A 26,744-nucleotide genomic window follows, 5' to 3' on the forward strand; every position below is an offset into this window, starting at 1 on the left:
TATCTTTTACTATTCTCAACATCCTCTAATAAAATATCATTTTCTTCTTGTTCTATACCTTTTGTATCTATTTCTTCATAGTCTATTTCTTCATAGCCTATGCGTTCTTTAAAATTATTTCTATCTATTATATCATTGTCATCATGGACTTCTTTTTTAATATCATCATACTGATCTTCATTCCACTTATCATATTCCTCGTGATGCTCCTCATAGTTTTTATTACATCTTGGACAAGGATTTTCACATTTCTTATCTAACTTTTTATAAGAGTTCTCTGTTCTACACTCTCTATTGATTTCAGAAAGACCAAATTTATCCCTAGAGTCCCTATTATCATAATATTTTCTATATGCTCTTTCAGCTTCTAATCTCTTCATATATAAAATATCATCAAATTCATCATCTGTTTCTACAAAATCATCATACATATCAAAATCTTCTTTTCTTTCAACAGGTTTAATAAATCTTTTTGCTAAACTATCTACAGGATCCTTAAATTCTACAGATTTCACATCAACATGAGCATCTATATCCCATCTGTTATTGCATTGACATTCACGTGAATTTTCATTACTTAATACTAAATCTCTGCCAAAGGTAACATTAGCACTAGCTCTCTGTTGTGAAAAATCTCCATCGGTATCAAAGGCTTCAATAGACATTATATACCTTTCACCTAGACTTGGTTTATTAGCTAGTTTTAAAACATAGGAGTTAGCATCTCTGCCTAATGTAGTTACATAGTTGGAGTTTATGAATATATTATATCCACCTAAATCTATATCAGTATTTGGGGTCCAATTCATTCTTATTTCTTGGCCTGTTGCTACTGCTCTAAAATCTCTTACATTTCTAGGTTGCGTTAATAAATCTAAATTTTCTGGTCCATAGTTTAAGTCTACTGGTGGGTTTACTCCAGGCATAGTTCCCGTTTCAGTAAATTGCCACATCCTCCATCTAGTCCATCCACCTTGATCCCTTGGAAATGGAGGATTTGATGGTAGTTCTGGATACATAGCAATCCAAAGTGGCATATCTGCTAGAATAAAGCCTTTCTTTGTATGGTAGAAATTATTATATAAATCAATAAAAAATGCTCCAGTATATAACATCATTTTTCTTCTAGTTTTTCTTTCAAATCTCTTTCTAAATCTGTCTACCCAATCTAGTAAAGCATCTGTAGATATAGATTTATCTAGTGGTGCTTCAATGTCAATTACAGGGAAAAGATCTCCATATCTTCCTGGTCCGTAAGCTTGTTGTAGCACGTCTATAAATCCATCACATTGAACATCTGCGGTAGTTAAATCTGTAGAAGGTACTGCATAGTGATATGCACCTGTTTTTACTCCCACATTTCTTAATCCGTTTACATACTCAAAAAATTTTCTGTCTATTCTAAATCTACCAGTACCATAACCAGAACCACGTAAATAAGCATATGGGGTTTGTGTTGCAAGTAGAGTATAATTTACATCGCCCCTATATTCATTTAAATCAGGACCTATTATGTTACGACTAGTTTTATTTTGCATACTCTCCTCCGAAATTGAATGCTTCACTTATTATATTACTAGTCATATATCCAATGTGTTACAACATTTTTATTTAAATATATAAGATTAATGTATATATTTTCTTATTAAATATTAATATATAGAACCTAATTATCTACTGATTTTTTACTTTAATTTCTCCACTCTGTAAGTTTATCTCATATATTTTATTGTTTAACAAAATGTTTTCATCCTTTCTATTATTTCCTGAATAGGTTATATGTAAAATTAAGGTGTTTTTGTCTTTAAATACACTCTTGTAGTAGGTGGTAACTCCCTTTACATATTTATCAGAATCCTTATTTTGAGAGTTTGATGCTTTTATATCTTTTATAAATTTAAAAACTTCATCTTCAATATATTTATTAATTTTCACCTCTATATCCTTGTTTATCATATTTTCAATTTTAGGATAACATAAGTACTGGTTAAAATCTTCACTACTTTCTTCATAATTTATTGTTTTTATTATTGGGGCTTCAACTTGAATATTTACTTTATTTAAACCTTTAGGAAATTTACTTAGAGGTATATAAAATTTAGGAATTCCTGCTACGTAGGGAGCAATTTCATATTCATCAAAGTATATAACTAAGTCTTTATTTGTTAAAAAGAACTTTTGATTATAAGGGATTACATTTAGTTTATCTACAGCTTCTTTGAAATATAATTCAGGATTTTTATTTATAGTAGCTTTTACATTGTCTAAAATAATTTTATTATAATTCCTATTATTACCCAAGAAATCTTCAATGACTCCTCTATTTCCTGTATTTATATCAAAGTTAAAGGACTCATCTACTGAAGATCCATGAGCTCCACCTGTATAACTATATAGATTTAGTGTTATTGAAAGGATATTATTCTTATTATAAGTCACATTATTATTTACATTAATTACATAGGGTTTTGGTTCTAATCCAACTTTTATATTATACTCATTATCTCTAATAGATAGCTTTGTTATATATTCTTCAAAGTCATTAATTCTTTTTGATATCTTATTATTTATAAGTTCTTCTGCTTCTTTGTTTTTATCAAGCTTTACAATGGGCTTATTAATATTTACAGATACATACTTATTAGAATATACTTTCTCCTCGTTTTCTATTGTGGCACCTTCTTCATCTTTCAGTATATTATTAACCATTCTTGGTAAAGATATCTCTACTGAATCTGGATCACTGTGTGTATCTATGGCAAATGCTCCATGAAAATTAGTAGTTAATAATAAAACTAAAATTAAATATATAACTTTCCTCATAACATTTCTCCCTTCTATAAAATATATTTTAAGTAAAATAACTTTATATTAGTTTGCCCATATAAATACTGTGTACACCTGTTAATTTTTAATAAAAAAATGCCTTAACCTTTAGTTAAGACATTTTTTAAAATTAATTTTTTTATAATTTAATTCTTAATTTATTTAATATAGTACTTGTTATAAACTGTGGTCCACCTACTATATACATTTTACTTATTCTATCTCTATTTTGTGTAACTACATTCATTACTGGTGTTTCTACAGCAGTTGTATTTGTTAATAGTACAAAAGATTTTTTTTGTGCTGCTAAAGCTGAAATAGAAAGAGCATCTGGGAAATTTGTACCTAGAGCCATAAACATTTCACTACTAGTTAAACTTCCTTTAAATCTGTTGAAAATTTTCTCATTAGTTTCGTATCTATTAGCTCCACCAATTCTCTCTGGACTTTTTACACTTTTAGCTACACTATCTGATATAACAGTGGTTCCCCCTATTATATAACTTCTAGTAATAGACTGCTTATCTAAATAATTTTTCACTGTACCTGTTAATACACTTTTTTCAGTTAAAAGTATAGGCATTCTTCTTATCCCTGCCACAGCTGATATAGAAAGGCTGTCTGCAAATCCTGCACCGGTTGCAATGGCTACTTCACCGTTAGTACCCACTGCCTGCGCAATTTTTACAGAGGTCTCATATCTATTTAACCCACCTAATCTTTCTGTAGATATAGACATAGACTTAATTTCATTTTCAAAGGATGTTGAAAGGACAGTAGGTCCCCCAACTATAATGGCTTTTTTTACCTTTAAACTAGAGAGTAAGTTTTTTAACTCACTTTGACTACTTAAAGATTCATTTCTTGCTAGTAAAATTGGTGCATTATTTTTTGCTGCTAGTGGTCCTGAACACAATGCATCTGGATAACTCATTCCCGGTGCTATTATTACCGTATCTGAAGTCGTCCATCCTTTTTTTGCTGCTAGATAAGATGTCTCAAATCTTGTAGCTCCATATATTCTCTCTCCTGGGGTTGAAGAAAGGGTTACATTAGCTTTTAAATAATTATTTATACCATTAGCTATACCACTGGCTAATAATTCTTGATAAGCATTAGTACTCATTTTAAGCGCTTCACTTTTATTACTTATAAAACCACATTCTGCTAAAATTGATGGCATTTTAGTTTCTCTAACCACATGAAAATCAGCAGTCTTTACCCCTCTATCATAAGCTCCTGTACTACTTATTAATTGTTTTTGTACAGAATCCGCAAGCGGCTTTGAATCCATTCTATTTGGATAATAAAAAGTTTCAATTCCATAGGCAGCAGTTGTAGTTGCTGAATTTATATGAATGGATGCAAAGGCATCAGCTCCTGAATTATTAGCAAGGGAACTAATTTCTCTAAGTTCCAAAAACTTATCCGTAGTTCTACTCATTACTACTTCTATTCCTTGAGCTTGAAGAATTCTTTGAACCTTAAGAGCTATAGCTAAAGTTAAATGTCTTTCTTCTAATCCATTTGCACAAGCTCCTGGATCACCACCATATCGCGGATCACCACCATGTCCTGCATCGATAAATACTCTATAGTTACTATTAGTTGTAATAGTTTTTCCAGTAGTTGCTGTTAAAGTTCTAGCTGATGCTACTTCTTTAGTTGGCTCTTTTACGATTACTTCATAAACATAAGTACCGCCTTCACTTTCAAGGGTTACAAAGGTTTCCCCTGAAGCTACCCCTACAAATTTGCCATTTTCGTCTACTTTGACTATACTTTCATCTCTGGAACTTAATTTAAAAGGAATTGAAGCTTCTTCTTCTACTAAAAGGCTAGTATGGTCAATTGCTTGTCCAACATCAATGGATAATCCATTTTTCACTTGTAAATTAGCCCCTTCATTTTCACTTAGTATGGTTTGTAATTGACTTTCTGTATTACTTATGCCACCATCTTCTGCTGCAGCTAATCTACTAACTGGAGATACCATAGTAATTGTTAACATTGCAGTTATTGCACATAGTAGCTTTCTAATACGACTTTTACTTCTTTTCACTCTTCTTTCCCCCTGTTATCCATAATTATACATTTTATAACTAAAATATAGTCACCATTAATTTTATTCTACATATATCATTCATATCCTTTTGATTTTTGATAAATTATGTGGAATTTTTACTTTTACAGTGTTACTTATACATTATAACATATAAATTAGGAGTAATTTGTAAACTTTTATAATATAGCTTCCTCATATAATAATTAATATGAATTTAAATCTTGGTAAATAGAGTTCCTAGCTTAAGATGGAGTATTAAAGCTAGTAGTAATGGAATTAATTAGAGCTATAACTTATAAAAGGTATATCCTAATGACTTTCATCACTATGATATACCTTTTAATTCTTACTTTAAATAATAAAATCCTTTGGATCATGCTCCTTTGCTTTAGGACCATTGTATTCAACCTTAGGCCCATTAAATACAGCTTTTGCACTTTCTACTTGAGGATCATGATTTATATTTTTCTTCTTAAAATGTCCATCTTCTTTTTTATTATTTTGTGTTCTTTTCATATTTGTCACGGTATCACCCCTTTGTAATATTAGAATAACCACAAATCTTTAGTTTATACTTTTTAAAACTTTTAGAATTAAAGATAATGTATTTTACAATATTTACCTCCACTTATAATCATATTATGATATAATTATAGTATTATACTCATATATTAAGAGTAAACTTATTATAAAAAATAATTTAAAGGAGGGTATTATATGATGGAATACAATTTATCAACTTTAGAAGCTTTTCAAATTTTAGATTCTCATCCAACTTACAGAGCTATTAATGCTGAAGGGCATACTTTAGAGCTTAGAGGTCCAGAAAAATTTATCATTCATAGACGTGTAAAACTTGCAAAAGATAAGCATGTAAGTCTAAATGATACATGGAGAATAATTAAGCCTATTGATTATGAACTAGCTAATGAACTATTCAAAAGGCTNNTAGATTTGAAGATGGTACTAAGAAATTCTATTCAAAGATGCCTGACAATGGTCATGTTATCCTTGAAAGTGATCTACCACATTATAAAAATTGCTTATTTTATTGTTTTAGTTACTATGAAGAGTAAATTTTTTATGTAAGGATTTATTATGGATATTGATGAGTGCATAAATAAAAAATAGACTATGAAACGTAATTTACTGTTTCATAGTCTATTTTTTGTAACCTTTAAAGTACCTACTAATATATTATATATAGATAGTACTTTTTAGGAGATTTACATGGAATTTTACGGAAGCCAAACTGAAAAAAATCTGAAAAAGACTTTTACTGGAGAGAGTAAGGCTAACACTAAATATACATTGTATGCAGAAAAAGCTAGAAGTGAAGGTCTTCACTATGTAGCTCAAGTTTTTGATGAAACTGCATTTAATGAACTTGCTCATGCTAGAAGAGTCTATGGTGAATTTCTAGATGAAGTAAACTCTACAGAAGAAAACTTAATGAATGCCTTTATGGGCGAAACTGCTGAAGCTACTGCAATTTATAAAGAATATGAAGAAGTCGCAAGAAGGGAAGGGTTCGAAGAAATAGCAGACTTCTATAAAGAACTTGCCGAAGTAGAAGCTGAGCATGATTTAAGATTCCGTGCTCTTTACAACAGATTACTTAGCTCAACATTGTATAAAGGGGATTCTGATTCTCTATGGCAATGTACTAACTGTGGATATATTCATGAAGGCGACACTGCCCCTATAGTATGTCCTCTTTGTAAATTCCCTCAAGGATGGTTTGAGCCATACTGTAACCCTCTAGATTAACCACTTTAAAATAGCGTAGATACCCACCCCCAGGGTAATCTCGCTATTTTATTTTTATTATATAAAGGTTTTTAATGATTTTTATAGAACTATTTAATTTATATACTATGGAGTTAAACTTATACATATTAATTTTAATCTCCTACTATATATTAATTGAACATATAATATTTTTTATTAAAAATTTATATTTATTTATTTATTATAGGAGTTATTATGAGTATTAAAATTTTAATTTGTGATGATGATGCACTGATAAGAGAAAGTTTAAAAATTATATTATCCATGGATGAGGAGTTAAATGTTGTACACGTTTGTGAAAATGGTTTGGAAGCTATTAAGTATTGCTGTAATAACTCTGTAGATGTGGCACTTTTAGATGTTCGTATGCCTAAATTAAATGGTGTAGAGGCAACTAAGGAGATTTGTAAAGTCACATTAACTAAAGTCATTATATTAACCACCTTTGATGAAGATGAATATATTTCTTCTTCATTAAGGAATGGAGCAAAGGGTTATTTGTTAAAAAGCAATTCTCCTAATACTATTATTAACACTATAAAAGTAGTTCATAACGGAAGTGACGTAGTGGAAAATGGAATTATAGATAAGCTTCTTTCTAAAACTTCTCCAGTAAGTCCTAACCTTACTATGAATAATTTTTCTAAAAGAGAAGTGGAAATTATAGAATCCATTGCTGAAGGTTTAAGTAATAAGGAAATTTCTGAAAAGCTATATATCTCTGAAGGTACTGTGAAAAATTATATTACAAACATATTAACTAAAACTAATTTAAAGCATAGAACCCAAATTGCAGTTTATTATTTAAAAGGAAAAATTTAAGTATGACTAAAGTCATATAAAGTTATGACCTTTTCCACTTATTGGTGGGAAAGGTTTTTTATATAATTTTAATATAGGATATTCTAATTATATTTAAATTTCAGCTAAGAAATATCAATAAGAATTTTATAAAATACTTAATAATTTTTTAGCTTAAAAAGGGGTTGTTATAATGTTAATAAATATAGAAAACCTAACTAAAAACTTTGGTGATAATATTGCTGTAGATAACTTAACTCTATCCATTGAAAAAGGTGAAATTCTAGGTCTTTTAGGTCCTAACGGTGCAGGTAAAACTACCACTATAAATATAATCACCTCCATATTGAAGCCTACTAAAGGTGATGTAGAAATCTTTGGAAAGTCTCTTTATAAGTATGGACCAGAAATAAAGGCTCGCATGGGTATTGTACCTCAATGCATATCTTTATACGAAAACCTTACAGTAGAAGAAAACATTAATTTTTTTGCAAAACTTTATGGGTTAAGGGGAGCTTCTTTAAGAGAAGGTTTAAACTATGCTCTAGATTTTACCTCTTTACAGGATCATAAAAAAACTAAGTGTAAAAATCTATCTGGTGGAATGCAGCGTCGATTAAATATTGGCTGTGCCATAGCTCATAAGCCTGAAATTATAATTATGGATGAACCTACCGTGGGAATAGATCCTCAATCTAGAAACCATATATTAAATATGGCAAAGGACCTTAATAAAGAAGGTTGCACTATTATTTATACATCTCACTACATGGAAGAAGTTCAACAACTGTGTAATAAAATTGTTATTATGGATAATGGAAAACTTATAGCAAAAGGAACTAAGGATGATTTAATCTCTTTAATTTCAGATAATTCCACTTTAGAAATTGAAGGCTATGATATTAATAAATCTGTTTTAGAAAAGCTTTTGGAAATAAAGGGAGTAAAAAGTTATTCCTTAAATGAAAATAAAGTACTGATAACCTCCAGTAAAGATGTATCAAATTTGAGTTCCATTATTAACTTTTTTACTTCTAATAATATAGAAATTAGAAATATGGGTTATAAAACCTTAGATTTAGAAGATGTATTCTTAACTTTAACTGGCAAAAAGCTTAGGGATTAGGAGGAAATTATGAAATTTTTAAATGTTGTTTATTATGATATATTAGACCTACTTAGGGATAAGACCTCCATGTTATCCATGATAATTTTCCCTATATTACTTATGACTACCCTTGGAATAACTTTAAGTGGAGCCTTTTCTTCAAGCTATGAATTTAAACCTAAAACAGTTATATATGTGAACAATCTTTCTACCACTTCTGATTATAGTGAAGAAAAACTTATATTAAATAATTTCTTAGAACTGGGGAAAAAAAATAATATAACCTTTAAAGAAATTTCATCTGTAGAAGAAGGTCAAAAAGAAGTTCAAACCGCTAATTCTATATTCCTAGAACTTAAGGATAAAAATATTATAGTTTATAAAAATTCTAAGAATAAATATTCCACAAATATAGTTATAAGTATGCTAACTTCCATATCTAAAAAAGTCACTCTAAAAAGTATTACCAATGGTAATATTGAAACCTTAGAAGAAGGCTTTACCACTGCTACTGAATTTCAGCCTAAAAAAGGATTTACCTCCTATGATTATTATGGCATCGTAGAAATAACCATGATGGTACTTTATGGTTCGGGCTATGGGTTTTATACCATTTATAATAATAGAAGAAACAAAATAGAAGCTAGGTGCTTTCAAGGGAACCTTTCTAAAAATTCCTATATACTAACTAAAGTTACTTCAATTTTTATTGANNATGATATCACTAATTCCTGCAATGCTTTACTCCATATTTATTTTAAAAGCTTATTGGGGTGAGGATTACTTCTCTGTTATAGCACTCCTTTTATCTTTAAATTTCTTTGGCACTACCCTTGGGATTTTACTTGGATATATTTTTAAGGAAGAAAAACATGGTTCCTTCTTTCTTAATACCTTAATTATACCTGTTATGACCTTTTTAGGTGGAGGATATATATATTTAGAAGATGGTAATAAGCTCCTTGATATAGTACGCTATATTTCACCTTTAACCTTAATAAATAAATCTATTCTTTCCATAGCTTTTTATGAGGACTATTCTAAGTTTTATATAAGTATTCTCTACTCTGTAGCACTGGGAATTTTATTTTTAGCTTTTACTTTCTCTATATCAAATAAAAAGGAGGCTTATTAATGAAGATTTTATTAGTTATGGCTGAAAAAAATCTAAGGCTTATATTTAAAGATAAGCTTTCTATAATACAGCTATTTATTCCTATATTAATAATAATGTTTAGTATAAAATTATTTAGTTTCAGCAATGGAACTGTAAAGATTGGGATTATAGATGAAGATAGCTCTAATTCATCAAAGCTTTTAATAAGTAGTTTAAGTAATAATTCTTCAATTAGTACAGTACCTCTTGAAAGCTCTACTGTTGAATCAACTATGATGGAGACATCTATTCCTGTCACCATTGAAATCCCTAAAGATTTTGAAGAAAGTATTATAAATGGAACTCCTAAAAAGATTAATGTACTTTCTGAAAAAGACAGTTCTATGGGTGATGCTATTACCTCCATAGTAAATCTTCAAGTAGAAGATTTATATAACTTGGGCATTAATTCTAATAAAAGCAATGATGAATATGAAAAACTTTTATTAAAATTTAGTGATGATCCAGTTAAAATAACCTCTAAAACCTTATCAGATTTAGAGAATGATTTTGATTTAACTCAAACTGCAATTGCCTTTGTAATTTTCTTTCTCATGATGAGGGCATCTTCTATATCTTATATAATATTATCAGAAAGATGGAATAAAACTTACTATAGAATATTTACTACGCCAGTTACCTCCTTTCAATATATTGGAGGAAATATCTTAGCAAACTTTTCACTTTTAGCTTTTCAACTTCTAATTACCCTTATAACTCTAAATTATTTTGTAGATATATATACCGGAGTGAGCTTTATTCCTCTGTTTCTTCTATTATTAGGAATAGCCCTAGTTACCGTGGCCTTTGGTACTTTTTCCATAGCTTTATTTTTTAATTCTAAGGGATATGGTATGTTTTCTAACATTGTAATTACTATCACTACCATGGTATCAGGTGCTTTTACTACCATTAATTTTTTACCTGAAAGTGTTAGATTTATAGCTCCCTTCACTCCTCAGTACTGGGTAATGAATGGGATAACTAAACTTCAGATGGGTATGGGAACAGATTCTATTATTATTAATTTGGGAATATTATTACTCTTCTCCATTGCGCTATTTTTAGCTTCAGCCTATAAGCTTAAGTTCAAACTTCAATAAAAGTTTTATATTTAATGTAAGTATTATAAATACTGTATTAAAGACCATTATAATAAAACCTCACTAAGAACTTTAATTTATTAGTGAGGTTTTATATATGTATTCTTATCTTTAAATGATATAATTAAGCAATAATATTTTTTAATTTTACTTTGAAAGAAGGGATATAATGAGTATATTATCTTTAAAAAATGTTTCTTTTCAAGATGCTAATACAAAAGTTCTAAAGGACATTAATTTAGAAATCAATGAAGGAGATTTTATAACTATCACAGGTCCTTCTGGTGGTGGCAAATCAACCTTACTGAGAATTTTAGGGGACTTAATTTCACCAACCTCTGGTCATATATACCTGAGAGATAAGGATTATTCTGAAGTCCCCCCTCTTAAACTGCGCAGTGAAATAAATTATTTTTTCCAACAACCTTATTTGTTTGGTAATACTGTCTATGATAATCTTTCTTTTCCCTATGAAATTAGAAAGAAAAATATAGATGATAGGAAAATATATATGCTTTTAGAAAAGTTTAATATAGACAAGGAATACTTAAGTAAAGATATAAACAAATTATCTGGTGGTGAGAAACAAAGAATTTCCCTTATTCGCTCTCTTCTCCATGCAGGTCCTGTTCTCTTACTAGATGAGATTACTTCAGCACTAGACAAAGAAAATAAACTTTTAGTTGAGCATATTATGAAGGATATGAATAATAAAGGTCATACAATCTTATGGATTACCCATGATTTATCTCAAATAAAGGACTTAAGCAATAAAAAGATTATTATAGAAGATGGAACAATAATTTCTAAGGAGGGATTTTAATGAGTACTCTATCCCTTATAGTTTCTTCAGTACTAATTTGTATTCCTATCTTCATCTCCTATAAAGAAGATTTAGGACTAGGTAAAGATATACTTATTAGCATGGTTAGGGCCATAATACAATTAGTTATAGTAGGCTATATACTTCAATTTGTATTTAGCTTAGAAAATCCTATATTCACTATTTTATTAGTTATACTAATGATTATAAACGCAGCGCTTAACACCAAAAAGCGTAGTGAGAATATAAAAAAACCTGTTAGAACATCCTTTATTGCTCTATTTTCAGGTGCTTTTATAACCCTTTCTATATTAGTACTTTCTGGTGCTATTAACTTTATCCCTAATGAAATAGTACCTGTAGCCGGTATGGTTGTCAGTAATTCTATGGTTGCCATAAATCTTAGTTACAAAAACCTTAATACTACCTTTAGTAGCAAGAGAAATGAAGTTGAAATTAAACTTGCCCTTGGAGCTACAGCTAAGGTTGCATCTAAAGAGATTCTTAAAGATAGTATAAAACTCTCAATTATGCCTTCCATTGATTCTGCTAAAACCCTTGGCATTGTATCTCTTCCTGGGATGATGACTGGATTAATTTTAGCTGGATCATCTCCACTTATGGCAATTAAATTTCAAATAATGGTTACCTTTATGATATTATCTTCAACCTCCATTGCTACCTTAATAGCAACCTATATATCCTACAAAAGCTTCTTTAATGAAAGATCTCAGTTAAAAATATAGTATTAATATAAGGATTGTCCAAATAAATTAAATAGTTATTTAGGCAATCCCTTATTAAATTGCCCTGTTATGATAAAGGAAGAATCATTATTATAGTAAATCCATCTTCTCCATTAAAACTAATATTCCCTCCAAGGTCTATTACTCTCTCCTCCATTGCCTTAAGTCCAATGCTCTTTTTTATATTCACTGCTCCATCACCATTATCTTTTATAGACACTCTTACAATCTTATTTAGAACTTCAATATTTAAAGAAACACTGTTACCGGTAGAGTGTTTTTTTATGTTTGTAATTCCCTCCATTAGGTTATTAATTATACACTTCCAATGACTATAGGTAAGCTTGTCTATATTTCCAGAGTGATTAAAGGTATATCCATAACTATTATGACTAAAAGCATCGTCCATTATAGATTTCACTCTATTTATACCTAATTGTTCCTCGGAAGGCTTAATTATTTTTAAAGTTTTTCTAATATCATCCATACCTTCCCTTAGAACTTGAATAGTTGTATTTATCATATTTTTAGCTTCATTTTTATCTTTATCTATTACTACCTTTGTGGCTTCTAGATGCATTAAACTAGAAGCTATAGTATGTCCAATTTTGTCATGCATTTCCTTTGATAGCTTATTTCGTTCTTCCAACTTTGTGGTATATATTATCTGTTTTGAATAATTTTTTTCTTTTTCTACCTCTTTAGTATACTTGTCTATTTTCTCTCTTAACATTAAGTTTTCTTTCCATATTTTATCTATTTTACTTACTTTATTAATTAATATCTTTGCTGCTATATAGTAAAATATTACAAACAATAAATAATTCATAACTATATCTTTTGGTATCATGGTTGTAAATATGATACTCCCTATAAAAGAATAGTTAAGCTTTATATTTATTAGTATACCTATATCAAAAAAAGTAAATGGTATTAATACGAAAAATATACTGTTGTATTTTATGCCTAGTCCATAAGAAATACAGAAAGACATGGCTGATAAACATAGCTTTATCTTAATATTCTCTAAGTAATATAAAGCTATGTTTATTATTATAAAACACAGTAATCCTATAATTATAGAGCTTTGGAAGCCGCCACAATTTATATATACATAGATACTAAATATGAGCCCAAGTAATTTTATATTGAGAAAATAATCATCCCTGTTATTAAGCATGCAATTTCCACCTTTTCAAAAAAAAAAATATATATATATATATATATATTATCACAATAATAAAGGCTTTCTCAAAATATATTACTAATCTTATTTAAAATGTTGAGCATGTACTTAGATTAAAATACATGCTCAACATTTATTTCCATTAGTTTATTTTGTAAAAGCCTCTTTATTATTGACCTAAATTAGATTCTGTGACTTCTATTTCTTCTCCCTCACATAGAGTTATTGTTGCATTTTCCTCAAGGGTATTTACCATACTTTTCTCCTTTTGTTTTTCATATTTTTCTTTTCCTCTAAAAAACATTAGAAATATTATCACTGGGATTTGAACAAATATAAGAGCTGCAAGTATTCCAAATACACCTGATAAATTTATATCCTTAAATCTTTTATAACTTAAAATGAATAACATTATATTTATAAAAACTATCAGGGTAATCTGAAAAGACATGGAAGCCGCTATTAGCAACCCATTATCAGTTTTTTCAAGTTTAAAAGTAATAAATGTTCCAATAATCTCTAAAATTATAAATCCTATTAAAAAAGCTAGTACATATATACTATATTTTTTTCTTCCTATTCCTTTGTTAAGTAAAAATAAGTCATCACTCATTTCATCACCTCATTAACAGTATTTTACATCAACCTACTATAATTCTATACACATTTTCAAATATTATAACTAAAATCAATAAACCTCTGGAAATTATTTTAATAATCCCCAGAGGTTTATTTTAATACTACAACATAGTTCTATATAAATATTACTTTTTACTTTTATATAAGTCTACATATTCATTATAAACTACAACTACTTTTTCTATATAGTTTACTGTTTCTTTAAATGGTATTGTGTGAACTACTTCTCCATCCTTGGAATATCTAGGATCCTGAAGCCATTTACATACATTCCCTATGCCACCATTATACGCTGCTAGCATTTCATTTGTATATTTAAGTTGATTTTTTAAGTAATTTAGATACCAACACCCCATTTCTATATTCACATCTTCATTCTTCAACATTTCTATAGAAAAATTTTCTATATTTAGTTGCCTGGCTATCCATTCTCCTGTACTCGGCATTATCTGCATTAATCCTATTGCTCCCTTTGATGAGCTTGCATCTACTACAAATTTACTTTCTGTATTAATTACTGCTGCTACTAAATTCGGATCTACATTGTACATATCACTATATTCAATAATACTTTTTTCATGCTCTAATGGAAAAAAGCTTTTTAGTATAACTTTAAAATTAACAATAATAATTACAGCTATAACTATTATCAATATATTCTTCCTGGTCCTTTTATTAGATTTATAAGTCATTTTTCCCCCTAATCTATTTAAGCTTGCTTATTACCTTCATCACTTTAATCCTAGTTTCTTGCAGATTTCCACTATTATCAATGATAAAGTCTGCAAACTTACATTTTTCTTTTGTACTCATTTGATTATTTATTCTTATAGTTGCTTCTTCCATTGAAAAATCATCTCGTCTCATAACTCTCTCTAACTGTATTTCTTCACTGGCAATAACAACTATTATCTTATCCATATAAGTATGAAGTTTACTTTCTATTAATGTAGGTGCATCTACTATGCACATTTCTTCTCCTATATCATTATATTTATTTATTTCACTAAATATATCATGAAAAATATGAGGCATTATTATATTTTCATATTGAGCTTTTTTACTTTTATCAGAAAATATTAGATTTCCCATTTTACGCCTTAGAAACTCACCATTTTCATCAAAATATTCATCACCAAAAGCTCTTCTTATTTCTAATAAAATATTGGGATGATTCACAAGTACTTTTCTAGAAATTTCATCTGCATCAATAACAGGAATATTATTTTCCCTAAAAATCATACTTATGGTACTCTTTCCACATCCAATGCCCCCTGTTAAACCTACTCTTAGTATATTATTTTGCTTCATACCAAGTGTCTCCTATAGAAATATCTACATCTAGGGGAACTTTAAGATCTAGTACATTCTCCATTTCCTTCTTAACTATATCCTTTACTAAATCAAGTTCATCCTTATATACATTAAGTATAAGTTCATCATGAACTTGTAAAATTAATCTACTCCTAAGTTGTTTTGATTTAAGCTCATTAGCAACATTCACCATAGCAATCTTTATAATATCTGCTGCACTACCCTGAATAGGTGCATTCATAGCTAATCTTTTTCCTAAAGCTTTTACAATTTTATTAGAAGATTTTACTTCTGGAATATATCTTTTTCTATGAAGAAGTGTTGTTACATAAGAATTTTCTTCAGCTTCTTCAATTACTCTATCCATATACTTTTGTACATTCCCATATCTCTCAAGGTATGTATCAATATACTTTTTAGCCTCTCCTCGTGTTATTCCTAAATCTTGTGCCAAGCTGAAATCACCTATTCCGTAAACAATTCCAAAGTTAACAGCCTTTGCATTACTTCTCATTGTCTTAGTTACATTTTCAATTGGCACATTGAATACTTCTGATGCTGTAGAAGTATGGATATCTAAACTATTTCTAAAAGCTTTTATCATATTTTCATCTTCAGAAATATGCGCAAGAACTCTAAGTTCAATTTGTGAATAATCCGCTGACAAAATTACTGAATCTTCATTGTGTGGTATGAAAACCTTTCTTATTGATCTTCCATTCTCATTTTTGATTGGTATATTCTGAAGGTTAGGTTCTGTACTAGATAATCTGCCAGTAGTAGTTACAGTTTGAGTAAAGTTGGAATGTATCCTTCCATCTTCATCTATTACATTTTTAAGTCCCTCTATATAGGTAGAGTATAATTTTGTAATTTGTCTAAAATATAAAATTTTATTTATTATCTCATGTTTATCCTTTAAAGCATCCAATACTTCCGCATTTGTGGAATAACCTGTTTTAGTTTTCTTTATTACTGGTAGGTCTAGTTTTTCAAATAATATTTTTCCAAGTTGCTTAGGAGAATTTATATTAAATTCTTCCCCTGCCAAATGGTATACTTCTTTTGTAAGAGTATCAATCTCTCCACTAAATTTAGTCCCTAGATTCTCCAATTCTTTTCTATTGATATTAAACCCTTCCNNTTCCATATCTTCATTTTTAATTTCCTCTTTTAAGATTGTATATATTTTCTCAAGAGCTACAATTTCATTAGCTTTAAAGGAGTATTCATCTCCGTTAAATGTCTTTCCTAGTCTTTCTTCGTAAAGTATTTTTATGGAATACTCTGATTTTGATGAATCTAATAAGTAAGCTGCTATTTCCACATCAAAATTTACTAGGTCTAAATCAATACCAAGCTTTAAAAAAGCAGTATATCCATATTTAATACCATGGGTAACTTTTTCAAGGCTAGAATTATGAAAAATTATCTTCATAGCCTTTATAAAGCCTTCCCTATCTTCTTCTAGCAATTTATCACAATAAAGTAGATACACCTGACCTTCTGACAATATGCCTATGGTCTTCACCATAGTTTTGTCAAAATTACTTGTATCCTCCACATATAACTTTACAAAAACCCTATTTTTTATATTAGGTATAACATCATTCAAATCTTTAATTTGATTTATAACTTTATAATCAACAACTTCTAATCTTTGATTTTCTGGAGTTTCAGAACTATCTTGTGAAAGATTTTCAAATTTATTAAGAAGAGATTTAAATTGCAATCTTAGACACATATCTCTAACTTGACTATTGTTAAAGTTTCCTTTAGTTTTTAACTGTTCCATAGGTATTTCTACAGGAACTTTAGTAATAATTGTAGCTAACTTCTTACTAAAAATTGCTTGTTCACTATACTCTTGAAGAGACTCTTTAAGTTTTTTACCACTGATATTAGATATATTCATTAAAACATCTTCTATGCTACCATATTCCTTAATTAACTTAAATGCAGTCTTCTCCCCTATCCCCGGAACTCCTGGAATATTATCTGATTTATCTCCCATTAGGCCCTACACATCTATATATTGAGTAGGTGTTACCCCAAAATCTTTAATAAATCTTTCTTTATTATATATCTCTTTTTCTGTAATTCCTTTTTTATTTATAACTACATTAACGTTATCTGTGGCTAGTTGAAGAGCATCTTTATCTCCTGTTACCACATAAACTTCCATACCTTCTTCTTCTGCTAAAACAGATATAGTACCTATTAAATCATCTGCTTCATATCCCTCTAACTCAAATACACTTATTCCCATCTTGGATAATATTTCTCTTATTATAGGAAATTGCATGGAAAGCTCTGGAGGTGTTTTCTTCCTTCCTGCTTTATAATCTTCATATTCCTTATGTCTAAATGTATTAGAAGATTTATCAAAGGTAGCTACAATATAATCTGGATTTATATCTTCTTTAATTTTAAGAAGCATATTTAAAAACCCATATACTCCATTAGTATAAACGCCTTCTTTTGTTGTAAGTTCTGGTATAGCATAAAATGCTCTATATAGTAAGCTATTTCCATCTAAAACAGCTAAGCTTTCTCTATTAATTTTAATCACATCCATTCAAATTATTTAATCGCTTTTATTGAATTCCTTTATTTTTTCTTATTATCCCCTATCATTATTCTTTACTTTTTTGAGTCTAAAGTCAAGTAAATAAACAGGATTCTTTTGATAAATGATTATATCATTACTTCATGGTATTAACAATAAAACTTATAATTTTTAAATATAAGTTTTCATTTATCTGCATTATGAGTATAATACAGGTTTTATTTAATAAAATGGAATTTAATAAACCTTCTAAGATATAGATTTTCTATATCTTAGAAGGTTTACTAAATGCAAAAATATATTTCTAAATACAACTAAATATTTATATAAACAAATAAATAATAACTGGTTAAAAAATTTCTAGTAAATAATTCATAACTTTAAATTTTGATATCTTCATCATATTTAAGTCTAAAGCACTAATTAAAAGTGAACCAATACAAGTCATTTCTGCAATAGATGCATTCTTATCCTTACATTGTTTTTCAATTTCTAAAATATACTTAAATCTAATTCATGGGATAATTTTTCTAGAATCTTGATTCCACCTATGCTATTTCCCTGAGCATCAAGAGCAGGACCTACAACTCCAATTCCCATCCTCCTAGGTACTGCAGCCATTATTCCACCGCCTACTCCACTCTTTGCTGGAATTCCTATATGTACAGCAAACTTTCCAGATGCATCATACATACCACAAGTAACCATTATGGTTTTAACTATTCTACATGCCTCTCTGGATATAACTCTTTCATTATTTATAAGAACTCCATCATTGGCAAGCATAGCTCCTATCCTAGCTATATCTTTGCAAGTTATCTCCATAGAACAAGCTTTAAAGTAGACATCTAAAATTTCCTCTACATCACCTTCTATTATGCCATTACCCTTCATGTAATAAGCTAATGCTCTGTTTCTATTTCCAGTTTTCTTTTCACTCTCATACACATTGTAATTTATACCTATCTCATCATTTCCAGTTATTTTTCTTGTAAAATTAAGTATTCTATTTATTTTTTCATCAGCTGTTTCTCCATTAATTAAAGACACTGTTGCAATAGCTCCTGCGTTTATCATAGGATTCAATGGTTGTTTTTGTTCATGAGTTTCCAAGTTAGTTATGGAATTAAACCCTGACTCTGTAGGTTCCATTCCAACTTTAGTGAAAACGTATTCTGTACCATTATCTAAGATTGCTAACATTAAGGTTATTACTTTAGACATACTTTGTATTGTGAATTTAATATCCCAATCACCTGCAAAATATTCTTCACCGCCTAAATTGGTAACCCAAATACCTAAAGCTTCAGGATTAGCTTTTGCTAGTTCTGGTATATATGAAGCCACTTCACCTTTACTTGTCCACTTTCTACAATCTTCAATTATATTTTCCAAGATTCTCTTCATTATCATGTCTCCCTTCTGATTTAATTTCTTACAGTTTTATTATAGTAATCAAGTATCCATTTTTCAATACTTAAATATTGACTTCAGTATTATCCTTATCTAAGGTAAAAATACTATTGTAATCCTTAGGATATTGTGGTAAAATACTAAATGTACTAGCCGGTGTGATGGAATTGGCAGACGTGCGGGACTCAAAATCCCGTGGTGGCAACACCGTACCGGTTCGACCCCGGTCACCGGCACCAGTAAAAAACCTCTTGATTAATCAAGAGGTTTTTTTATATTATAAACTTATTTTATCAAATAATATCATGAAATATTTAAACTGAAATATAATAATATTATAAAGTATTATTATTGGGAGTATCTATGATTAATTCAAGAGATTGTAGTTTATATTACGATGAAAGTGTATCTAATTTTCTTGTTCAATATAAAAATAAAGATGAGTTTAAAAACCAAATAGATAAAATATCCTATGCTTGTGGTGATGTAATTACAGATAATCTAGCTGTAGTAGCAGTGTCCCATTTAGAAATGAATAGATTGTTAAAAGAAGTTCCCCAAATTACTTTCTTCGATTTTAGAAAAATGTTTGTATTAGGTGAAACTTCAAAATCTACTTCCCCTCCTTCTGTGGNNGTGGGCAACATAAATTCCATATTAATAAATCCTTATTTGAATTTAACTGGTAGAGGAGTTCTAATAGGTATTGTAGATACAGGTATAGATTATCTTAATGAGGAATTCATTAGAGAAGATGATACCTCAAGAATAGTTAGCCTTTGGGATCAAACTATATCAAACAATAGTTCTACCACATATATGGGTACTACTTATTCTAATGAACAAATTAATGCAGCAATTAAAGCTTATAAAAACAATGAAGATCCTTATGCAATCGTGCCATCTAAAGATACTATTGGACATGGTACACAGGTTGCAGGGATTATAGGTGCCAGAGGTAATAACTCTAATATAAGAGGTATAGCTAATGACAGTGACTTTGTAATCGTAAAGCTCTTTGAATCTACTAATTTTAGAAAAACCTTACTAGAAAATGGCATAGAGTATACTCCAGTATATAATGCCAGTGAAATCGTATCTGGAGTCGAATATTTAAAAAATGTTGCTATTGAACTTAAAAGACCTATGGTCATATATTTAGGCTTAGGTTCTACAGAAAGTAGCCACGATGGAAATAGCTTGATTTCTAGATATATGTCCTCTATAGGTACTATTAGAGGAATATGTATCATTGCTGGCGTCGGAAATGAAGGAGCTGCTCAAACCCATGCTACTGGTTATATTAAAAATAAAAATGATCCCTCATCCCTAGAACTTAGAATTACTAAAGAAATGAAGTTTTTCACATTTAACATATGGGTTAAAAAGCCAAACAGAGCTTCTTTAGTCATAGTATCTCCTACTGGTGAAAGCTCTAGCCTATTAAAATCCACAGATGTTAATGAACAGAATACTAAATTTGTATTCTTGAACACTAGATCAAGAGTTCTATATTTTAATCCTGAACATTTTACTGGCCATGAAGTTATCCATGTAGAATTTTATGACATAAAACCCGGCATATGGACCTTTAGGCTAACAGGAGAATATTTAATTGATGGACGATATGATATTTGGCTACAACCCCATAGTACTTTACCCAGCGGTACCGAATTTCTTCAACCTAACCCATTAAATACACTAACTGAACCATCCACAGCTGTTAATATTGTTACTGTTTCTTATTATGGTGAAGATAATGCTTTAATTTCCACTTCCGGAAGAGGTTTCAATACCAACAACCTAATCAATCCTGATATAGCTACTTTAGGCATAAATATTTTAACTACAAAAGTTACTGGTGGCCCTACCACAATGTCTGGTAGTTCTGCTGCAACTGCTATAGTTGCAGGAGCCTGTGCAATATTATTAGAATGGGGGATTGTTAATGGCAATGATCAAACTATGTATTCTCAAAAAATTAGAAATTATCTAATGCATGGTGCAGCTAGGAGCAGTTATTACCGTTTTCCTAATCATGAGTTAGGATATGGATATTTAGACCTATTAGGTGTTTTTAACTTTATAAGTAGATCCTATTCTACAAATATATCTCTTAATAGAACCCACACTTGTAATGAGTATAATCAAAGTGATGATTATATTGTATATACTACTAATAATATATTTATAAGAATTCCAAAATGTATTGTAGGTGATTTTATATGAAGCGACATTTAGGTGTTCCGGATAACATTTTTTATGATATAAATTACGATCATTATATTGTTCAGTATCAAGGAAATATTCAACAAGACATCACTCAAGAGCCGAGTCACTATTTAGCTATAATTAATGATAGGTATGCAATCATATCTCTGCCTAAAAACGTAGAAATATCTGTTGGTGACCCTGAATATCCCTCCATTGTATATGTAAAACCAGTTGAAATGTATACCCTTCAACAGATTACCCCTACAGAGGCCTCTCAAGCAGGCTTTTTACAGTTAGGCCTCCCTTTAACCTTAAATGGGAGTGGTGTCAATGTAGCAATTCTTGATACCGGTATAGATTACTTAAGCGAAGAATTTATGAGGGATAATGGAGAAACTAGAATAGAATGTATTTGGGATCAAACAATACCTTCTAAAAGCAAAACTTTAGATGATTTTATTCCATATGGTACTCTATATGAAAAAGATGATATTCAGTCTGCTATACAAGCAGCTAGAGAAGGTAAATCTCCCTATGATATAGTACCAACCATAGATGAAATTGGTCATGGTACAAATATGGCTGGGATAATTGGAGCTACTGGTAAAAATCCTCAGTTAAAGGGTGTAGTCCAAAATTGCGATTTTGTAATTGTAAAACTAATTGAAGATTTTTCCTATAAATCACAATTTAATGTTAAAGTTCCAATTTATAACATAACTACTATTTTTGCTGCCCTAGAATTTTTATATAGATATTCTTTAACTTCGTCTAAACCAATGGTTATTCTTTTTCCTCTTGGTACAAATTTAGGTAACCATAAGGGGACTGGAATCTTAGAGCAGTATATAGCGTCTCTAAGCCAAAATAGTGGATTTATAGTTGTTGTTCCAACTGGGAATCAAAGAGATAAAGGATGCCATACTTCTGGAATACTATCCGAACCTGGAGAACTTCATATAGTAGAAGTTGATGTATCTCCAGAGCAAAATAGTTTATGGATGGATATTTGGGTAGATTCACCTAACATCATGTCAGTAGAAATTATATCTCCCTCTGGTGAAAGCACTGGTATTATTGGGGCCGTAATTAATGATACAGAATATTACGATTATATATTCGAAAAGACTTCAGTTAAAGTTAATTACTATTTACCTGAAGATATTACCGGTGATGAATTAATACGAATTAGATTTTATGACATACAATCAGGTATATGGAAACTTAGATTGATTACAAATACTGTTTTAAAAGGTAACTTTAATGCTTGGATTCCAGAAGAGGGCTTAACTGTTGGTGGTACTCACTTTAGCTATTCAGACCCCTTTGGAACATCTACTAATCCAAGCAATTCCCCCTATGTAATCTCTGTTGCAGCTTATAATCAAAACAATAATTATCTTCTAAACTACTCTGGTGCAGGTTTTAACGACCTTAAATTTAATTACGTTGATATAGCAGCTGGTGGTGTAAATGCTATAACAGTAGCTCCTAACAATGAAATTGCAACAGTTAATGGCACCTGTGTAGCTGCTGCTGTTGTTGCTGGTGCTTGTGCCATGTTATTTGAATGGGGATTTACTAGACTTAACGATCCCTACATGTATTCTCAAAGTATAAAAACCTATATTGCAAGAGGCGCTGTACAACGTCTTGGGGATATATATCCTAATCCTCAATGGGGCTATGGATTATTAAATATACTTCAAATGTTTCAAAACATGATTTAACTATACTGGTAAAACCCTAATCATAAAACATATTATGATTAGGGTTTTGTAACTTTTCTTCTTTTAAATTCTTTTTTAACACATACTCACTTTAACATTTTTACCCATATAACTAAGTATCTTTTCTAATTCTCTTATTATTCCTAATTTTATAGTATAGCTAATATGACTGTTGGAATCATCATGAACAGGATTTATTGCATTCCCTATAAAAAAATTTATATCAGTTGATTCTTCAAATAAAATTTTGGCTATCATGGAAGCTCCATCTATTTTATTCCTTAAATCTAAGGATATATTTGATGTAATACTATATTGTTTAGCAATATCTAAAACTTTTTCCAAAGTTATAACTCCTTCTGTAACTAAATCTACTCCTTCAATATACGCAGTTGATGGTGTTTCCTCATTGAATGTATTATTGTTTATTACAATAGGCTTATTTAAATATCTACTTGCTATCTTAGCCGTAGTTCCTCCACAAATTATCTTCTTACCTTTTCTTGAAAAAAAAAGTTTTAATACCTTATTATCATCTTCTTTATGCTCTGGTGGACCTATCATAAGATTCACTACTTTTCTCTCACAAATTTTAAACACAGCAACGGTTATATCATCATCTGGGGAATTTAAATATAAATCCATAGATGCATTTGCTATGGTTGCAGCCATCCTTTGTGGTGACATATCTGGAGTATACCATCTCTGAACATATTCTATAATGCTTTCTCTTCTCCACCCATTTTTTGTAGTTCTTCCGAGCCCAGCGCTTGTAACTCCATCCGTTAAAAGTATAATCATATCTCCTATAGAAAGCTTAATATTACTTTCATATATTTCTTTCTCATAAATAACTTTGCACATTGAATCATATACAACGTTTTTCCCTTCTCTAATTAAAATTACTGACGGATTATCAAATTGTGCTAAATATGCATCGCCTCGTTGATAAATTTGAAGTATAGTAAAAGTTGAATATGCCATATTTCTAACCTTGCAAACTGGTAAGCTTTTAGCTATTGTATATACACTTTCCTCTATAGACATATTACTAGCCATCATGGTGCCTAATATCTTTGATGTTAAAGTTGCTAGTATATTAGCCTTAATACCGCTTCCCAACCCATCAGACAATACAAATGTAGTCTTATCTTTACCTTTTATTGTAGTGTAAAAATCTCCGGAGATAGATTCACCATGTTTGTTAAAGCTTGCAAATCCACTTTCCAAAAATAAATTAGTCATAATCCTCTTCCTCCATAAGTATTGCTTCTTTAAGGTCTGTAAGTGCTACTTTAGTTTCAGCTGCTGTTTCTCCAAGTAATGATGCAATCTCATGTACAATACACATATGCTTTTCAACAATTTTATCAGTTATATCTGCTCTAAGTGTCTTTTCTTTAATCAATTTCTCTCTTTTTAGTTTTAGTTTAGTTATATCCTTCATTATACAAATAACGATTCCGCTATTTTTATCATATATAAAATTCTGTTTAACAAATTTACCGTATTCAGGCAGGTAAACATTTTCATTTGCTACATTCTCTTCTTTACTTATTACCTTTATAAAATCAAATTCATCCAAAATTCTAGATACTGAAAAACCGATAATGTCTCTGGAATTTTGAATTTCAAATATATCACAAGCTGATTTATTAATCTGTTGAACTTTTAAATTAGTATCTACAGTAAGAATAGCATTAGGTGTAACACTTATAATCTTATCTGAAAAAGATTCTGCCTTTTCCTTCATATAGGGTAAACACATACTTATTTCTGCTTTTCCTAAAATTACTGCTATTGCTTTTTCTCTACAAGTTGAATACCCACAAGTTCCACAGTTCAATTCATCCTCAATACTGTTTTTCCCCATTTTTCTTAATATACTGCTAATCTCCCTATCACTAGGAGATTGAACGACTACTTGTTCATCTGTAATTCTTCTACTTGTATCAATACTATATTTCAAATCAAAATCAGTAGGATTACATTCATTCAATGCTATACTTTCTACCTTATTCATTGAAGATATTCGTAATGCTTTGTTATGAGATGATGCTGGTCCATTTATACAACTACCACTACATGCACTCATTTCAATAAAGCAATTATCTAGATTATCATTAATTATTTCTTTTAGAGTTTCTATACAATTATCTAGACCATCAATAGCAATATAGCTATACTCAGAACTTTTATTCATTGTATTCAAAATTCCTCCAGTAATGGGGAATAATCTTGAAACACAAGTGTTTTTATCTATGTTTATATTATCTTCAATTTTTAATCCTTCTTCATTTATCCAAATATCTAGTTCTTCAAAAGTAATGGTTATATCATTGTATTCTTCTCCACTTCCACATTCTTCTTTTTTAGATATGCATGGACCAATAAACACAACAATAACATCCTTCATATTACTTTTCAATAACTTACTATGAGCTTGCACTGGTGAAATTACAGGTGCTAAATACTTTAATGCTTCTGGATAATGCTTCTGAACTAATTTAACAACCGTAGGACAACATGAAGATATAATTACATTTTTCCAATGATTTTTAATCAAATTTTCATATTCACTTTTTACTATGTATGCTCCTTCTGCCGTTTCAAAAACATTACTAAATCCAAGCTTTCTTATCACATTAGCAAATTGTGAAAACTGAGTAACGTTGTAATTTGAAATATAAGAAGGCGCTATACTAGCAATAACCTGTTTCCCATCCCTGATCAAAAACTTTATAGTTAATACATCATTACGAACTTCTTTAGCATTCTGAGGGCAAACAACCATACAATTACCACATAAAACACAATCTCTTTCAATAATCTGAGCTTGATGATTTTTTACCTCAATAGCTTTAACAGGACAATTTCTAATGCATTTATAACAGTTCTTACAATTAGCTTTTTTAAATTTCAGTATACCCATGGAAAATCTATCCCCTATCATAAAATAAATAATGCAAACTATTTAACAATACCAATTTTGATAAAGTTTTAACAATTCAATTGTATAGCCGAATAGTATAATTGTCAATTCTAACTAAAACTCAAATTCCAAGTGCTAATATTTATTCTATGAGTTTATTTTCTTAGTGGATATATGTATAAAGTATATTGTTTACCATCAAAAATATATGCTTAACATATCTTTTTGATTAGATTAACACTATTATTTCCACATATTATCTGTGAGTTTTTCAATTTCTTTCTTAAGTCTTTCCGTCTCTTTATTGTTAATAATATATTTACCATAC

The 26,744-nt window shown here is 29.7% G+C and carries 20 protein-coding genes, 1 tRNA gene and 2 pseudogenes; 10 read left to right on the forward strand and 13 right to left on the reverse strand.

The window, feature by feature from the left end; translation table 11 throughout:
- The 4 genes and pseudogenes from B2671_RS16950 to B2671_RS17640 form a co-directional block, all read right to left on the reverse strand.
- Nucleotides 1–1,538 (reverse strand): glycoside hydrolase family 25 protein (locus B2671_RS16950; protein WP_346871468.1); only part of this gene is annotated, 1,538 nt, incomplete at its 3' end.
- 136 nt (nucleotides 1,539–1,674) lie between these two features.
- Nucleotides 1,675–2,823, reverse strand: a complete 1,149-nt coding sequence (locus tag B2671_RS16955) for a DUF3298 and DUF4163 domain-containing protein (protein WP_346871469.1) — start codon at nucleotides 2,821–2,823, stop codon at nucleotides 1,675–1,677.
- 142 nt (nucleotides 2,824–2,965) lie between these two features.
- Nucleotides 2,966–4,888: a cell wall-binding repeat-containing protein gene (locus B2671_RS16960; protein ID WP_346871470.1), complete on the reverse strand. Its 1,923-nt coding sequence runs from the start codon at nucleotides 4,886–4,888 to the stop codon at nucleotides 2,966–2,968.
- Between the two features lie 414 nt (nucleotides 4,889–5,302).
- Nucleotides 5,303–5,407: pseudogene (locus B2671_RS17640) on the reverse strand (CPC_1213 family protein); the annotation flags it as partial.
- A gap of 714 nt (nucleotides 5,408–6,121) precedes the next feature.
- On the opposite strand from B2671_RS17640, the gene B2671_RS16970 reads away from it, so the two are divergent.
- The 7 genes from B2671_RS16970 (at nucleotide 6,122) to B2671_RS16995 (ending at nucleotide 12,419) form a co-directional block, all read left to right on the forward strand.
- Nucleotides 6,122–6,661 (forward strand): rubrerythrin family protein, encoded by a 540-nt coding sequence (locus B2671_RS16970; RefSeq protein ID WP_346871471.1) that lies wholly within the window; start codon nucleotides 6,122–6,124, stop codon nucleotides 6,659–6,661.
- Between the two features lie 216 nt (nucleotides 6,662–6,877).
- Nucleotides 6,878–7,504, forward strand: coding sequence for a response regulator transcription factor (locus B2671_RS16975; RefSeq protein ID WP_346871472.1), 627 nt, complete (start codon nucleotides 6,878–6,880; stop codon nucleotides 7,502–7,504).
- Nucleotides 7,505–7,676: 172 nt separating this feature from the next.
- On the forward strand, nucleotides 7,677–8,609 hold the full coding sequence (locus B2671_RS16980; RefSeq protein ID WP_414632647.1) for an ABC transporter ATP-binding protein: 933 nt from the start codon (nucleotides 7,677–7,679) through the stop codon (nucleotides 8,607–8,609).
- 718 nt (nucleotides 8,610–9,327) lie between these two features.
- Nucleotides 9,328–9,726: an ABC transporter permease gene (locus B2671_RS17645; protein ID WP_414632648.1), complete on the forward strand. Its 399-nt coding sequence runs from the start codon at nucleotides 9,328–9,330 to the stop codon at nucleotides 9,724–9,726.
- On the forward strand, nucleotides 9,726–10,850 hold the full coding sequence (locus B2671_RS16985) for an ABC transporter permease (protein ID WP_346871473.1): 1,125 nt from the start codon (nucleotides 9,726–9,728) through the stop codon (nucleotides 10,848–10,850). Before B2671_RS17645 ends, B2671_RS16985 begins: the two co-directional genes overlap by 1 nt.
- A 169-nt stretch (nucleotides 10,851–11,019) precedes the next feature.
- Complete coding sequence (locus B2671_RS16990) at nucleotides 11,020–11,673, forward strand: ABC transporter ATP-binding protein (RefSeq protein ID WP_346871474.1); 654 nt, start codon at nucleotides 11,020–11,022, stop codon at nucleotides 11,671–11,673.
- On the forward strand, nucleotides 11,673–12,419 hold the full coding sequence (locus B2671_RS16995; protein WP_035134259.1) for an ABC transporter permease: 747 nt from the start codon (nucleotides 11,673–11,675) through the stop codon (nucleotides 12,417–12,419). Before B2671_RS16990 ends, B2671_RS16995 begins: the two co-directional genes overlap by 1 nt.
- Nucleotides 12,420–12,486: 67 nt before the next feature.
- Here the strand turns inward: B2671_RS16995 and B2671_RS17000 are convergent, their stop codons facing one another.
- From B2671_RS17000 to glsA, 7 genes and pseudogenes are all read right to left on the reverse strand, one after another.
- Nucleotides 12,487–13,599, reverse strand: coding sequence for a sensor histidine kinase (locus tag B2671_RS17000; RefSeq protein ID WP_346871475.1), 1,113 nt, complete (start codon nucleotides 13,597–13,599; stop codon nucleotides 12,487–12,489).
- 175 nt (nucleotides 13,600–13,774) lie between these two features.
- Nucleotides 13,775–14,218: a DUF805 domain-containing protein gene (locus B2671_RS17005; RefSeq protein WP_346871476.1), complete on the reverse strand. Its 444-nt coding sequence runs from the start codon at nucleotides 14,216–14,218 to the stop codon at nucleotides 13,775–13,777.
- Between the two features lie 151 nt (nucleotides 14,219–14,369).
- The gene (locus tag B2671_RS17010) at nucleotides 14,370–14,897 is read right to left on the reverse strand and encodes a lytic transglycosylase domain-containing protein (protein ID WP_346871477.1); all 528 of its coding nucleotides are present in this window, start codon (nucleotides 14,895–14,897) and stop codon (nucleotides 14,370–14,372) included.
- A gap of 52 nt (nucleotides 14,898–14,949) precedes the next feature.
- Entirely contained in the window at nucleotides 14,950–15,555 is a 606-nt protein-coding gene (gene coaE / locus B2671_RS17015) for a dephospho-CoA kinase (protein WP_346871478.1), read from the reverse strand.
- Nucleotides 15,542–18,121, reverse strand: a pseudogene (gene polA / locus B2671_RS17020) (DNA polymerase I). Before polA ends, coaE begins: the two are co-directional and overlap by 14 nt.
- Before the next feature lie 355 nt (nucleotides 18,122–18,476).
- Nucleotides 18,477–18,641, reverse strand: coding sequence for a DUF554 family protein (locus B2671_RS17650; protein ID WP_414632649.1), 165 nt, complete (start codon nucleotides 18,639–18,641; stop codon nucleotides 18,477–18,479).
- On the reverse strand, nucleotides 18,620–19,534 hold the full coding sequence (gene glsA, locus B2671_RS17025; RefSeq protein WP_035133689.1) for a glutaminase A: 915 nt from the start codon (nucleotides 19,532–19,534) through the stop codon (nucleotides 18,620–18,622). Before glsA ends, B2671_RS17650 begins: the two co-directional genes overlap by 22 nt.
- Before the next feature lie 158 nt (nucleotides 19,535–19,692).
- Between glsA and B2671_RS17030 the strand changes: the two genes are divergently transcribed.
- The 3 genes from B2671_RS17030 to B2671_RS17040 all read left to right on the forward strand — a co-directional run bounded on the left by B2671_RS17030 (nucleotide 19,693) and on the right by B2671_RS17040 (nucleotide 23,484).
- Nucleotides 19,693–19,779: transfer RNA gene (locus tag B2671_RS17030), tRNA-Leu, on the forward strand.
- A 124-nt stretch (nucleotides 19,780–19,903) separates the two neighbouring features.
- Nucleotides 19,904–21,769, forward strand: a complete 1,866-nt coding sequence (locus tag B2671_RS17035; RefSeq protein ID WP_346871479.1) for a S8 family peptidase — start codon at nucleotides 19,904–19,906, stop codon at nucleotides 21,767–21,769.
- Nucleotides 21,766–23,484: a S8 family peptidase gene (locus tag B2671_RS17040; protein ID WP_346871480.1), complete on the forward strand. Its 1,719-nt coding sequence runs from the start codon at nucleotides 21,766–21,768 to the stop codon at nucleotides 23,482–23,484. Before B2671_RS17035 ends, B2671_RS17040 begins: the two co-directional genes overlap by 4 nt.
- A gap of 75 nt (nucleotides 23,485–23,559) precedes the next feature.
- On the opposite strand, the gene B2671_RS17045 is transcribed toward B2671_RS17040, so the two are convergent.
- Both B2671_RS17045 and B2671_RS17050 read right to left on the reverse strand, forming a co-directional pair.
- Complete coding sequence (locus B2671_RS17045; protein WP_346871481.1) at nucleotides 23,560–24,729, reverse strand: SpoIIE family protein phosphatase; 1,170 nt, start codon at nucleotides 24,727–24,729, stop codon at nucleotides 23,560–23,562.
- On the reverse strand, nucleotides 24,722–26,416 hold the full coding sequence (locus B2671_RS17050; protein ID WP_346871482.1) for a [Fe-Fe] hydrogenase large subunit C-terminal domain-containing protein: 1,695 nt from the start codon (nucleotides 26,414–26,416) through the stop codon (nucleotides 24,722–24,724). The genes B2671_RS17045 and B2671_RS17050 overlap by 8 nt, the downstream gene beginning before the upstream one ends.
- Nucleotides 26,417–26,744: the final 328 nt, after the last annotated feature.

It is taken from the genome of Clostridium sp. UBA5119 (genome assembly GCF_002414285.1).
In the GTDB taxonomy this organism is placed as follows: Bacteria; Bacillota; Clostridia; order Clostridiales; family Clostridiaceae; genus Clostridium_J; species Clostridium_J sulfidigenes.

Bases quoted from the DNA above. Each gene is read 5' to 3' on its own strand.
- B2671_RS16955 (WP_346871469.1), bottom strand. From the start codon at position 2,823: ATGAGGAAAGTTATATATTTAATTTTAGTTTTATTATTAACTACTAAT.
- B2671_RS16970 (WP_346871471.1), top strand. From the start codon at position 6,122: ATGGAATTTTACGGAAGCCAAACTGAAAAAAATCTGAAAAAGACTTTT.
- B2671_RS16975 (WP_346871472.1), top strand. From the start codon at position 6,878: ATGAGTATTAAAATTTTAATTTGTGATGATGATGCACTGATAAGAGAA.
- B2671_RS16980 (WP_414632647.1), top strand. From the start codon at position 7,677: ATGTTAATAAATATAGAAAACCTAACTAAAAACTTTGGTGATAATATT.
- B2671_RS17645 (WP_414632648.1), top strand. From the start codon at position 9,328: ATGCTTTACTCCATATTTATTTTAAAAGCTTATTGGGGTGAGGATTAC.
- B2671_RS16985 (WP_346871473.1), top strand. From the start codon at position 9,726: ATGAAGATTTTATTAGTTATGGCTGAAAAAAATCTAAGGCTTATATTT.
- B2671_RS16990 (WP_346871474.1), top strand. From the start codon at position 11,020: ATGAGTATATTATCTTTAAAAAATGTTTCTTTTCAAGATGCTAATACA.
- B2671_RS16995 (WP_035134259.1), top strand. From the start codon at position 11,673: ATGAGTACTCTATCCCTTATAGTTTCTTCAGTACTAATTTGTATTCCT.
- B2671_RS17000 (WP_346871475.1), bottom strand. From the start codon at position 13,599: ATGCTTAATAACAGGGATGATTATTTTCTCAATATAAAATTACTTGGG.
- B2671_RS17005 (WP_346871476.1), bottom strand. From the start codon at position 14,218: ATGAGTGATGACTTATTTTTACTTAACAAAGGAATAGGAAGAAAAAAA.
- coaE (WP_346871478.1), bottom strand. From the start codon at position 15,555: ATGAAGCAAAATAATATACTAAGAGTAGGTTTAACAGGGGGCATTGGA.
- glsA (WP_035133689.1), bottom strand. From the start codon at position 19,534: ATGAAGAGAATCTTGGAAAATATAATTGAAGATTGTAGAAAGTGGACA.
- B2671_RS17040 (WP_346871480.1), top strand. From the start codon at position 21,766: ATGAAGCGACATTTAGGTGTTCCGGATAACATTTTTTATGATATAAAT.
- B2671_RS17045 (WP_346871481.1), bottom strand. From the start codon at position 24,729: ATGACTAATTTATTTTTGGAAAGTGGATTTGCAAGCTTTAACAAACAT.
- B2671_RS17050 (WP_346871482.1), bottom strand. From the start codon at position 26,416: ATGGGTATACTGAAATTTAAAAAAGCTAATTGTAAGAACTGTTATAAA.